Source organism: Carboxylicivirga taeanensis, from assembly GCF_051851475.1.
GTDB lineage: Bacteria > Bacteroidota > Bacteroidia > Bacteroidales > Marinilabiliaceae > Carboxylicivirga > Carboxylicivirga taeanensis.
The window spans coordinates 65,605-78,850 of the sequence record NZ_JBPUSJ010000008.1; the positions used below are offsets into that span (position 1 = coordinate 65,605).

Consider the following 13,246-nt stretch of genomic DNA (forward strand, 5'->3'; position numbering starts at 1 on the left):
CTAAATCTAAAATGTATGCCAAAAAAATTAATCGATTTTCTTAAACCGCCAGAATACTGGAAGGTGCCGGTTATACTGGCTGCAGGTATTTTTGTTGGTTTAGGCTTCTATGTGTTTTACGTTTCCAGGGCCCACTCCTACCTCTCGGATGATCCGAAAACATGTGTCAATTGCCACATTATGGGACCTCAATATGCTACCTGGAGTCACAGTGCACATCGGGAAGTCGCCACCTGCAACGATTGTCATGTACCCCATGATAATGTGTTAAACTCCTATTACTTCAAGGCCAAGGATGGCATGCGCCATGCCTCCATATTCACCATGCGGGCCGAACCTCAAGTGATTTTTATTAAAGAAGAAGGGCAGCATGTGGTGCAGCAGAATTGTGTCAGATGCCATGAGCATCTTATTACCGATAGCAAGCTGACCACTTATCAGCCTGACATCCATCAAAATATCAACGATCGTTTTTGCTGGGAGTGTCACCGCGAAACGCCACATGGGCGCGTCAACAGCCTGTCGAGTGTGCCCAATGCCAGAGTGCCGGTTCCCGAGAGTCCGCTGCCTGACTGGCTAAAAGAACTACAAATTAAATAGTAACCAAATCAAGAAAACAATATGAAACCTATACGTGAACAAATTAAAGATAAACCCTGGCTGGGTTGGAGCATTTTTTTACTTACTATCATTACCGTATTTTTACTGGGCCTGCTGGCTTCCTCGGTTATGGAACGACGGGCTGAAGCTGTTTTTGCCTACACCCCACAAGTTAAGCACGCGCCTACAGAACCACGCAACGAAATTTGGGGCCAGAATTTTCCAAAAGAGTACCAATCCTACATGAAAACCAAAGACACAACCTTTGCCAGTAAACACAATGGCGCTGCCATGATTGATATGCTGGAAGTTGATCCGCGCTTAGTGGTTCTTTGGGCGGGCTACGGTTTTTCTAAAGACTATAATCAGGGCCGCGGACATATTTATGCCATCGAAGATATACAAAAAACATTGCGTACAGGGGCGCCAACTGGCGATGAAAAAAGCCCCATGCCCAATACCTGCTGGACCTGTAAAAGTCCGGACGTTCCGCGCCTAATGGCTGAAATGGGCCCCGCTGAATTCTATAAGGGAACATGGGAAGAAAAAGGCCCCGAAGTGATGAATGCCATCGGCTGTGCTGATTGTCATGACTCAGAGACCATGAATTTGAAAATCACGCGCCCTGCATTAGTCGAAGCCTTTGAGCGAATGGGCAAAGACATCAACGAGGCCAGCCATCAGGAGATGCGCTCCTTAGTATGTGCCCAGTGTCACGTTGAATATTACTTTAATAAAAAGACACATCCGGGTTCCGCTTATTTAACGTTTCCGTGGGATAAAGGCATGAGTGTCGAAGCGATGGAAGAATATTATGATGAAATGGAGTTTTCTGACTGGACCCATAAACTCAGTCGGGCGCCCATGCTAAAAGCCCAACACCCTGGCTACGAAACCTACCTAACAGGTATCCATGCAAAAAGAGGCGTTTCTTGTGCGGATTGTCACATGCCCTATAAAAGTGAAGGTGGCATGAAATTTACCGACCACCACATTCAAAGTCCATTAAATAATGTGGCCAACTCTTGTCAGGTATGTCACCGTGAAGAAACAGCCCGACTGGTAGAAGATGTGTATGAACGACAGGATCGTATTCTTCAAAACCGCGATAAACTGGAAGAGCTAATCGTGCGCATGCATGTTGAAGCCAAAACGGCTTGGGATTTGGGTGCATCTGAAGAGCAGATGAAGGCGATTTTAATGGATATACGTCATGCTCAGTGGCGCTGGGACTATGCAGCAGCCAGTCATGGTGCTTCCTTCCACTCACCCGTTGAAACCGGACGCGTTATTTCAACCGGTATCACTATTGCACAAGAAGGCCGCATTAAACTGGCCCGTCTATTGGCCGACCTTGGCCATAATAAGGAAGTACCTTATCCCGACATCACTACTAAAGCTAAAGCTCAGGAATTTATTGGGCTTCCGGTTCAAAAACTACAAGCTGAGAAAGACCATTTTATGAAAACAGTTGTTCCGAAATGGCAAGAAGAAGCTAAAAAACGTGAAGCAGGATACGACGTTTCCATGAAATAACTGAATTATGCTCTTTCTGGAAGCTAACCCCTTTCAGAAAGAGCTAAGCAGTATCATCTAAATCAAAAGGTATGAAATTGAAAAATATATTAGCTCTTGCTCTCTTCGTTTTAGCAGGAAGCAGTGCCTATGCGCAGGTTAAGATATCTGCCGAACTTAGGCCCCGAACCGAGTATAATCATGGGGTAAAAAATCCGGCCGTTAAGGATCAGGATCCGTCGGTAATCACCAGCCAGCGTACACGCCTCAATCTGGATTTTAAAAATGAAGTATTCGCCGTTGGCGTAGTGATGCAGGATGTGAGAACATGGGGAAGCGAAGCACAACTTACCAGCAATGGCAACAACGTGACTTATCTGCACCAGGCCTGGGCAGAGTGGTTCATCGACGAGCAATTTTCCCTAAAAGCAGGACGTCAGGAACTGGCCTACGACGATCATCGAATTCTGGGTAACGTGGGTTGGGCACAGCAAGCTCGTTCACACGATGTAGCTCTTTTCAAGTACAGTGGAGACATCAACCTGCATCTGGGACTGGCGTATCACAACCAAAATTTGACTAATAATATATATTTGGGACCCGATGCCTATAAAGCCATGCAATTTTTATGGCTCAACCGAAAAGGGGAAAGCTATACAGCGAGTGTACTGCTGTTACGCAATGGCGTTCAGTATTGGAAAGATGCAGGACAAACGGACCAGGGCATTCGCTACAGCAACACTTTGGGAACACATGTAACCACAAAACTCTCGGAAGTTAGTTTAGCCGGTAATCTCTACTACCAATTTGGAAAAGATCCGTCGGGAACCGATATCTCTGCTCTTAATTTCTCGATTGATGCCTCTATGGCAGTTGGTGATAAAGCCAATGTTGGTGTGGGCTATGAATTGCTAACTGGAACTGATAACGATGCTGATAAGAACAACTCCTTCGCCCCGCTTTATGGAACCAACCACAAGTTCAATGGTTTTATGGACTACTTTTTTGTAGGTAATCATTTCAATTCCGTTGGACTAAATGATATTTACCTGAAGGGAGACATCAAGCCAGGAAAAGTTAAGTTTAATGGGGCGCTTCACTTTTTTAGTGCCGCCGCCGATATACCCGACAAAGGTTTAGGAACCGAACTGGATTTATGGTGCGGCTACTCGCACAAAGGGCAGGTACAATTAGACTTTGGGTACTCCCACATGTTTACCACCGATACCATGGTTGCCTTGCGTGGAGGAAGCAAAAGTGCTACTCACAACTGGGCGTGGGTGATGCTCACCTTTAAACCAACCTTATTTGAATCGAAATAAGACGAGTTATTTAATAGAAAAGGCTCCATCGCAATGATAGAGCCTTTTTTTATATATTATGGATTGGATCAAACAGAATTTCGACTGGCATTAATATTTCCAAACAGCGAGCGCATCACCATCCGTTCATAAAGCGCCAGGTGTTCATTTTCTGGTTCTTTCTGCAGCTTTTGAATATTAATAAGTGCATATTGCTGAATAGCCAGTAATGGCAGAACCACACTTTCGCGCAAACGGATGCTATTGCGGCTTCGGGCATTATCTTCTAATAAAACAGAATCACCTGAAACTTTTAGCACCATCTCATAAGTTAATAAGTATTCCTGATAGATTATTTTCCAGAAGTCACCAAATTTCTCATCCTGCTCCATGTATTTTGTCAGGGCAAAGTTGGTCTTGCTCATGCTCTGCATACTATTTGATATCAGAGCCTTAAAGAAGATTGATGAATTATACAACTCCTTACAAGCTTCCAGCTTACCGGCCTCTTCCTGCTCTTTTAAAGCCGTTCCTAACCCATAAAAACCCGGTACATTTTGTTTCAACTGACTCCAGGCTCCAACAAACGGAATAGCTCTTAAATCGTCAAACTCCAACTTTTCACTGGAACCGCGCTTCGAAGGTCGGCTGCCAATGTTTGCCATGCCATAGTATTTAATGGTACTCCGTTCCTCCAGGAATGGCATAAATAGTGGATGCGCTTTTAAATCAGCATATTTATTGTATCCACTCACCGACATTTGCTCAATTAAATCGCGATGTTCAGCACTTAAATCCGACTCAGTACGATTAAACAGATTATTTTCAAACCCTGCCGTTAGTAGGTGACCCAGGTTATGCGCTGCAGCCTCCTTAATGCCATAATGTGAACTGATGGTTTGCCCCTGAATGGTTAGCTGAATCTGGTGACTATCAATGGTTTTACCAAGAGCAGAATAGAAGAGGTGCGTATTACCACCTCCACGTGCCGGAGGTCCTCCTCGTCCGTCAAAAAATACGACCTCTACATCGCATTCTCTGGAAATCTTGGTGATATCCTCCTTAGCCCGGTAAATACCCCAGTTAGCCATCAGGTAACCTCCATCCTTGGTTCCGTCGGAAAAGCCTAACATAACGGTTTGTCTGCCTTTTCGATTGACCAGATGCGTCTTATATTTCGGATGCTTATAAAGCGTTTTCATTGCTTGCCCCGCACCCTTAAGGTCATCAACTGTTTCGAACAAAGGAACAACATCTAAACAAAGTGGTTCATCACCCCAGCTGCATAGGCGAGCCAGTGCCACTACTTTGGCAATATCAATGGACCCACGACAGTTACTGATAATGTAACGATGAGCCGCACGTTCGCCATTCTCGCTTTGGATTGTTTTTATGGCTTTAAGCGACTCCAGAGTATCCCGTACCAAAGAATCTTCAAAAACGCTGGTGTCGATGCGACCTCTTACTTTAAGCAGCGCATCCAACTGTTCCTTTTCGCTCAGTTCCCATAAGTTCTCCGGAAATACGCCCGGGTTCACCTTCATTACTTCATCAAAAGTTTTCCCAATAATACGGCTATCCTGACGGACATCAATACTGGCAAAGAAAAAGCCAAACTGCTTTATTTTTCTTCTGAACGACTTTATTTTATCGATAAACAGTCCCTCGTGCTCGTCCTCGAGGTACTTTTCGACTTTATTGAGTTGTGATAGCAAATAATTGACATCAATGTTATCCGCTCCCGATGCGTTAGTTAGCTCTTTGGCAAATAACTCGTCCAGCTCATGAATGATTTCATAAACACCCGGAAAACTCATGCGACGCTTGATAGCCTTCAGCTCATTATGGTAACAGGTAGACAAGGTAAACCGCAGTTTACGCGCCACTTTTAATGTTGTTTCAACATTTACATATGGATTGCCATCACGGTCGCCTCCAGGCCAGAAGCCCATGGTTATCAACTCCTTGTTGTGATCAATTTTTCCAGGGAAAAACTCATCAATACGGTCGAGTAACTGTCCTACAGCGGGATAAAAAATATTACCCAGATACCAGGTTAATGCAATGGCTTCGTCGTACGCCGTTGGTTTTTGCTTTCGGTAAAACGGTGTTTTGCCAAGTTGCTGCAACAAATCGCGCGTGTACCCTACTTCGTCATTGGTGATGGCGTTGGTTAAATCCGTTGAAATAGCCAGCACTCTTCCGGGGTAGAACTGGGTAGGGTGTGCAGTTAAAACCACCCGAATACCAAAGGTGTCCAACAGTTCATCCATCTGGGCTTCAAGCTTTCGGTTCTCAACTTCCTGCTTAATACGGCCCCATGAATCTGAATCGTTAATGCGGTGTATTTTGTTGTAAGCGGCCTCTTCGAGCGCATCGATCAGTACTATCTGTCTTTCAACATACTGAATTATTTTAAAAAGAAACGATATACGCTCTCTCTCTTTCAGCTCCGGCTTATGCTCCTTAAAAAAGTTATTGATAATATCCTCTGGCGATTCCCCATTATCAAACCCTTTCACACAAGCCTCTTTTAGCAAAGGCAACAATAATCCTGTTTGTTGAACAGCATGTAAAGGCAAAGTAAGGAATAGACTATTGTATAGCTGATACTTCAATTCTACTAGCTCACGATACGACTTCTCAATTTGATTCATTCGACTTCTTATTTGGTGTATTGAAGTTATTTACAGAAATGCACCTACTATTTGGAAGCAAATGCTTGCAATAAATAACAAATGCAAAGATAAGGTGTTTTTATGTGAGTAATACTATTACAGACCATATATTTTTAATCATAAAAGCCCTATCTTATTGATTATCTAAACCATAATACCTCATTACCATTCCATAAAAACCAGTACCGCGCCTCAAGCGTTATAGAATAGTGGCCACTCAATTTACCAGCAAAGTGAGCCACTGTCTATAAACAACGACGCATTATTTAAAAGGAAGTTACCTGATATTATAGGTATTTTTCTACCTTTGTAGCTTGTAATTTTCACTCGTAAGAGTATTTCGAAAACTTATAAAACTATAGTTGTGCCGGAAACAAGATATGTATTTGTAACCGGAGGAGTTGCCTCCTCGTTGGGAAAAGGAATTATATCAGCCTCATTAGCAAAGTTATTGCAAGCAAGAGGCTATAGAGTAACCATTCAAAAGCTTGATCCCTATTTAAATGTCGATCCTGGAACGCTTAACCCTTATGAGCACGGTGAGTGTTACGTCACTGAAGATGGTGCTGAAACAGACTTGGATTTAGGGCATTATGAACGCTTCCTGAATGTTCCAACATCGCAGGCTAATAATGTTACTACTGGTCGTATTTACCAAAATGTAATCAATAAAGAGCGCAAAGGTGATTATTTAGGAAAAACTGTTCAGATTATTCCACATATCACTGATGAAATTAAGCGTAACATCAAGCTATTAGGTACCAAGCATAAGTACGATTTCGTGATAACCGAGATTGGCGGAACCGTTGGTGACATTGAGTCGCTCCCTTATGTGGAAGCTGTTCGTCAGCTCAAATGGGAATTAGGCGATCATGCAGCGGTTGTGCACCTAACTTTGGTACCCTACCTGAGTGCATCTGGCGAATTAAAGACCAAGCCAACTCAACACTCTGTTAAGCAACTGCTTGAAAACGGAATTCAACCAGATGTACTGGTACTACGAACTGAAAAAGAACTTTCTCAGGATATCCGAAGAAAAGTGGCTTTATTCTGTAATGTAGATAGTAAGGCCGTGATTCAATCAATCGATGTCAGCACCATTTACGAAGTTCCGGTTAAGATGCAGGAAGAAGGCCTGGATGAGATCGTGATGAAAAAACTGGGGCTTCCTATTGAAGAGCAGCCAGCTCTAAAAGATTGGAAAGGGTTTCTTAATAAACTGCATGCTGCTGAAGAAACGGTGAAGATAGGTTTAGTTGGCAAGTATGTCGAACTGGCCGATGCTTACAAATCAATTATTGAAGCACTGATTCACGCTGCTACGTATAACGACCGGAAAGCAAAGATTGAGCTGATTCATTCTGAAGACCTGAATGATGACAATGCCGGCGAAATGCTGCAAGGATTGGATGGTGTTTTAGTGGCACCAGGCTTTGGACACAGAGGTATCGAAGGCAAACTGTCTGCCATCAAATATGTACGTGAAAACAACATTCCGTTTTTAGGTATTTGCCTGGGTATGCAATGTGCTGTTATTGAGTATGCACGCAATGTACTTAATTTGAAAGAGGCTAACTCCCGGGAAATGAATAACCGGACACCTGATGCCGTTATTGACCTTATGGAAGACCAGAAAAATGTGACTGACATGGGTGGAACCATGCGTTTGGGAGCATACGACTGTCATTTAAAGGAAGGTTCAAATTCATATGAGGCCTATGGCACGCCCGATGTTAAAGAGCGCCACCGTCACCGTTATGAGTTTAATAATGAATATCTGGAGGCTTTTGAAGATGCAGGCATGAAAGCTGCAGGATGTAATCCCGATACCGGACTTGTTGAAATCATGGAAATACCCGCTCACAAATGGTTTGTAGGTGTGCAATTTCACCCCGAGTACAGCAGTACGGTGTTAAAGCCGCACCCTATTTTCATGGCCTTCATTAAAGCGGCAATCAAAAAGTAAACTTAACACATAACGTAATAAAATGGATAAAAATTCAATAACCGGAATTATATTAATTACCATTATTCTGGGCTTTTTCTGGTGGATGAATAAACCATCGGAGGAGCAGCTAGCTGAGCAGCAGCGCCGCAGAGACTCAATCGCCATGGTTGAGCAATTGCGCGCCCAAGCTGAAGCTCAGGCAGCAGCGGTTCAGGCCCAGCAAAGTCAAGAAACAGAGATTGAAAAAGATTCATCCTTAATTGAGCAGGAAAAAGCAAATCGCTACGGCCTCTTTGCCAATGCAGCAGAAGGCCAGCAATCATTCGTCACACTGGAGAATGAGTTGATTAAGATGAAAATATCAACCAAAGGGGCCCGCATCTTCTCGGTTGAATTAAAAAACTATAAAGCACATGATGGCGAGCCGGTGGTTTTAATGAATGGAGACCAGAATAAGTTTGGTTTTTATTTCACACACAACAACCGTAATTTTCATACCAACGACTTATACTTTGATATAGCTTCAACCACAGATAATCACGTCGATCTTGTGGTTAAAGCAGCTGAGGGGCAAATGAAATTTACCTACAACCTGCCAGCTAACAGCTACTTGGCCGATTTTAATATTGCCACTGCCAACATGGACAATATTATATCGACTAGCAATGGTTCGCTGGGCATTGAGTGGAACATGCGCATGGATGCTCAGGAGAAAGCAGCTGATTTTGAGCGTCAACGGGCAGGTATTTATTTCAAATTTGATAAAGAAGATGTTGATCACATAGTTGCCACCAGTTCTAAATCTGAAAACCTGAGCACAAAAGTACAGTGGGTGGCATTTAAAGATCAGTTCTTTTCTTCGGTATTTATCGCGAAAGACAGCTTCTTAAGCGGTGAAGTAGCCACAGAAGCACCGGAAGAAACGTCGGAGCGTCTGATAATGAATGCCAGTGCTTTGGTGAATGTTCCCTTTACAGGCAACGATAACCTGGGTTTCCACTTCTACTTTGGACCTAACGATTTTAAGGCGCTCAAGCCATACGACGAAAAATATGAGCTGCGCGAACTGGTTTACTTAGGCTGGGGATTCTTACGCTATATCAACCTTGGTGTAATTGAGGTCTTCCACTTTTTCGAAGGCTTTATCAGCAGCTATGGTTTAATTATTTTATTACTGACCATTCTTATTAAGCTGCTCCTCTTCCCGCTCACCTACAAATCGTATGTGTCAACGGCCAAAATGAAAGTGTTAAAGCCACAGATTGAAGAGATTAATAACAAGATACCTAAGGATAAAGCAATGGAGCGCCAGCAGGCTACCATGGCATTGTACCGCAAAGCAGGGGTTAACCCAATGGGTGGCTGTTTGCCGATGTTATTGCAAATGCCTATCCTGTTTGCCATGTTCCAGTTTTTCCCGGCATCCATTGAGCTGCGTGGCGAAGCATTCTTATGGGCCGATGATTTATCATCGTATGACTCCATCTTTCAGTTACCATTTGAAATTCCGTTTTATGGCGACCACGTAAGTCTGTTCTGTCTGCTAATGGCGATTACCAATATTGTGTATACCAGAATTAATCAGGATATGACACAGAGCAGTCAGCAAATGCCTGGCATGAAAGGCATGATGTACATGATGCCGGTAATGTTCCTGTTCTTCTTTAACAACTACGCCTCTGGTTTGAGCTACTATTACTTTATCTCAACCCTGATAACCATTGGTCAAACTCTTTTAATTCGTCGTTTCGTTGATGAAGATGCTTTATTGGCTAAGCTAAATGCTAACAAAAAGAAACCAGTGAAGAAATCTAAGTTTCAGCAGCGCTTGGAAGATATGCAACGTCAGCAGGCACAAGGTGCCAAAAAAGGCAAAAAGAAATAGAAGCCTTGCTTCAAACACACATAAAACAAAAGCCGTTCAGTTAATTCTGAACGGCTTTTGTTTTATTCCATTACTTGCTTAACGCAGATTGCCTGCTATTTTTTTCCTTGCCTGAAGCCTTTAGGAAGAGTTGTTAAATTGGGAATAGGAGGCAATAGCTCCTTTAACTCCATGAATGGGTCCAACAGATTCTTTCGGAAATCTTTTGGCGGAACTACCACCCGCAACGAGAGCGGCTGAATATTTATTTCGGCCCTTCTACCTAGATCAACGGGCTCACCATCGAGGTGACCAACCAATTCCGAGTCGCTCTCAATGGTTATGTTTTTGGCTCGCGTTACAACGTCATAGCGCCGCTGATCTACACTCTGATCCAGTATACTAATTAATAAGGAGGGGCCATCATAAATAGGAAACTCCTTGATGATACATACATCAATCAGTCCATCATCAATTTTCGCTTGTGGCGCTATGTGTATATTATTGCCCCATTGCGAAGAGTTGGCAAAAGTGATCATGAAGGCCGGCAATTCGTAGGTTTTACCATCAATAGAAATCCGATACACCGATGATTTGTAACGGGCATATTCTCTCGTAATAAGTTTTACATAGCCTGCTGGCCCCCGGTTTTTTTCCTTGGCAAACTGATGACTTATATGCCCGTCAAAACCAATACCCGCTACATTTAACGAAACCTGGCCATTAACCTTTAAGGTGTCAATATCCTTTTTTTGCATATGGTTAATCACCTGCAAAGCTCTGCTAACACGCAAAGGAATATCCAGATAACGGGCTAAACCATTGCCGGAACCCGTTGGGATGATTGCCAGAGCCGTTGTGGTATTAATCAACGAAGATCCTACTTCATTAACGGTTCCATCCCCACCTACCGCCACCACTACATCATAGTTTCCCACGGCTTTTTTGGCCAATTCACGAGCATGGCCAGCATACTCCGTATAGGCAATATCAAACTCGATGCTTTTGCGATCGATCTCATCCTCAACAGCTTTTTCAACTGTACGTTGCTTACCAATGCCTGAAATAGGGTTAATCAGAAATAAAACACGGTGCTTTTTCATACGCAATAATAGCTGCTAGAAATAATTATTATTTACGCTTCTGACCTTTAGTTTTTGGTTTCTTGTATTTAGCCGCCAGCTTACGACGGTAAGAACCTCCCTGATTGGTTTTTTTATTTTTATCTTTTTTCTCATGAAATGCTGCTCCTTTAGCAGCAACAGGCTTAGGAGCCTTGTTGAGCGCCATGCCCGGCAACACCTCTTTTTCCGATTCCAGCAGGCGTTCGCTTACTTCAACGGCTGATGGCATTGGCTCTAAACGCACCTCCTTCTTCATTAGGCGCTGAATTGACTGCCAAATTTCCTCATCCTGCTCTTCGACGAACGCAATTGCTACTCCTTCGGCATCTGCCCTACCTGTTCGTCCTATCCGGTGGATATACGATTCGGCCGTTTCTGGCAGATCGAAATTGATTACGTGACTAACCTGATTAATATCCATTCCCCTGGCAATTAAATCTGTTGCCAATAGAATCCTTCGTTCCCCTTTTAGAAACTCATCCACCATTCTAAAACGAAAGTTCTGTGACTTATTGGAGTGGATAACACCAATCTGCTCCGGGAACTCCTTTTCCAGCTCATTAAAGAGCAGGTCAGCCATGCTTTTACTCTTTACAAATACCAGCACTTTTTCCATCTCCTCATTGGCTTGCAAAAGATGAAGCAGTAAATTGCGCTTTGTGTAAAAATTCGGAACAACATAGCCTGTTTGAAATATTTGCTCCAGGGGTGTACCTGTTGCTGCCACCTCAACTCTTAAAGGGTTATAGAACCACTGATTAATCAGTTCCTCCACACTTTCTGTAACCGTCGCCGAGAACATCAAATTTTGCCGCTTATCGGGCAACAATTCCTGTATCTGTTCCAGCTGGGACCGAAATCCAAGATTCAGCATCTCATCCACCTCATCAATAACCAGCTTTTGGATATTTTTTAGACGCAGCACCCCAGTCAGACTCAAATCAATTAAACGTCCCGGCGTAGCCACTAACACATCCAAACCACCGTAAACCAATTCTTTTTGAGTATTTATATTGGTTCCTCCGTAGACGCCACCAATCCGCACACTCATATATTCGGTCAGCTTTTTAAATTCGCCAACCACCTGTTCAACCAATTCACGGGTTGGTACCAGCACCAAAATTCGAGGGTGACGTTGCTCCGAAAATTTTAGCTGCCGCAAAATTGGTAGAATATAAGCTAACGTTTTACCTGTTCCTGTTTGCGCAATGCCAACCACATCTCTTCCTGACATAACCACCGGAAAAGCTTCTTGCTGTATCGGGGTCGCCTCTGTAAAACCTAAATCGTTCAGCGCATTGAGAAGAACGGTATTAATATTTAAATCTGAAAAATTCAAAACCTTAACATTTTAATTTATGCAAAAATAAATTGTTTATCGATAAAACGCATACTAAGTTCATAAAAGGTCATTTAAATACTCAAAATAGCCACGAAACCGACTCATAAACTTCGCAAATTTGAAAATGCACAGCCCTGAGATTTACAAAGCTCCATATTTGTCAGTAGAATGAGTGTACCAGAATGTTTAAGACTGATTGCCAAATTATTTTCCCACTTTCTTGCACATTACCCCTTCTCTTACAACAAATAAAGCGCTGACAAGGTCGTCGTATTCTGTGCTGTCTGCCACTTAAAAAGCAAAGCAAAACGGGCCCTGCGCCCGGCACCACTCTTGCTATTACTCAAAAGATCCTTCGTTCTCAGAATACATTCACCAAGTGACCTCATCGCATTAGATCATTCTGATTCAATAAAATACACAAAAATAATAATCTCAGGCATCCCTTACTGTCTGCACTAAATCATGGTATTTCTATGGCCTTTTGGAGGGTAAATTAACATCAACTTAGTTTTAATATTCGATTAATTTTTTTACTTTTAAAACAGACTTATATTTACTATTAAACCTTTTCAATATGAGTACAACAACCATTACATTTAATCAACTCAGGAAGATTAAGGATAGTCTGCCTGACGGAAGCATTCGAACTATTGCTGAAAAGTTGAACCTCGACGTAGAAACAGTAAGAAATTATTTTGGCGGTGCCAACTACGATCGGGGTAAAAGCGTAGGGATACATCTTGAACAAGGCCCGGATGGCGGCATTGTAGAACTTGATGACACAACAATCCTTGAAATGGCCCGCAAAATTTTAAAAGGCGATAAGCCAACAGTACAAAGTTAATTTTTAAAATTCTCTATAAGAAAAAGC

General features: G+C 42.8%; 9 protein-coding genes. 6 read left to right on the forward strand and 3 right to left on the reverse strand.

Annotated elements, in window-relative coordinates:
- Positions 1-15 precede the first annotated feature (15 nt).
- From nrfH to ACSX1H_RS12905, 3 genes are all read left to right on the forward strand, one after another.
- A complete protein-coding gene (gene nrfH, locus ACSX1H_RS12895; RefSeq protein WP_439184489.1) occupies positions 16-600 on the forward strand; it encodes a cytochrome c nitrite reductase small subunit in 585 nt (194 codons plus the stop codon).
- Between the two features lie 21 nt (positions 601-621).
- Entirely contained in the window at positions 622-2,136 is a 1,515-nt protein-coding gene (gene nrfA, locus ACSX1H_RS12900) for an ammonia-forming cytochrome c nitrite reductase (protein ID WP_439184491.1), read from the forward strand.
- A 71-nt stretch (positions 2,137-2,207) separates the two neighbouring features.
- Entirely contained in the window at positions 2,208-3,437 is a 1,230-nt protein-coding gene (locus ACSX1H_RS12905; RefSeq protein ID WP_439184492.1) for an alginate export family protein, read from the forward strand.
- Between the two features lie 68 nt (positions 3,438-3,505).
- On the opposite strand, the gene ACSX1H_RS12910 is transcribed toward ACSX1H_RS12905, so the two are convergent.
- Positions 3,506-6,073 carry a phosphoenolpyruvate carboxylase gene (locus tag ACSX1H_RS12910; RefSeq protein ID WP_439184494.1) on the reverse strand — a complete coding sequence of 856 codons (2,568 nt, stop codon included), beginning with the start codon at positions 6,071-6,073 and terminating at the stop codon, positions 3,506-3,508.
- 385 nt (positions 6,074-6,458) lie between these two features.
- Here ACSX1H_RS12910 and pyrG point away from each other — a divergent pair, with 385 nt between their 5' ends.
- Both pyrG and yidC read left to right on the forward strand, forming a co-directional pair.
- Positions 6,459-8,060 (forward strand): CTP synthase, encoded by a 1,602-nt coding sequence (pyrG, locus tag ACSX1H_RS12915; protein ID WP_439184496.1) that lies wholly within the window; start codon positions 6,459-6,461, stop codon positions 8,058-8,060.
- 22 nt (positions 8,061-8,082) lie between these two features.
- Positions 8,083-9,927 (forward strand): membrane protein insertase YidC, encoded by a 1,845-nt coding sequence (yidC, locus tag ACSX1H_RS12920; RefSeq protein WP_439184497.1) that lies wholly within the window; start codon positions 8,083-8,085, stop codon positions 9,925-9,927.
- Between the two features lie 95 nt (positions 9,928-10,022).
- Here yidC and ACSX1H_RS12925 read toward each other — a convergent pair whose 3' ends face one another.
- Together ACSX1H_RS12925 and ACSX1H_RS12930 are read right to left on the reverse strand one after the other, a co-directional pair.
- Positions 10,023-11,009 (reverse strand): diacylglycerol/lipid kinase family protein, encoded by a 987-nt coding sequence (locus ACSX1H_RS12925; RefSeq protein WP_439184499.1) that lies wholly within the window; start codon positions 11,007-11,009, stop codon positions 10,023-10,025.
- A gap of 28 nt (positions 11,010-11,037) precedes the next feature.
- On the reverse strand, positions 11,038-12,369 hold the full coding sequence (locus ACSX1H_RS12930) for a DEAD/DEAH box helicase (protein ID WP_439184501.1): 1,332 nt from the start codon (positions 12,367-12,369) through the stop codon (positions 11,038-11,040).
- 580 nt (positions 12,370-12,949) lie between these two features.
- Between ACSX1H_RS12930 and ACSX1H_RS12935 the strand changes: the two genes are divergently transcribed.
- Entirely contained in the window at positions 12,950-13,219 is a 270-nt protein-coding gene (locus tag ACSX1H_RS12935; RefSeq protein WP_439184503.1) for a DNA-binding protein, read from the forward strand.
- The last annotated feature ends 27 nt before the right edge of the window (positions 13,220-13,246 follow it).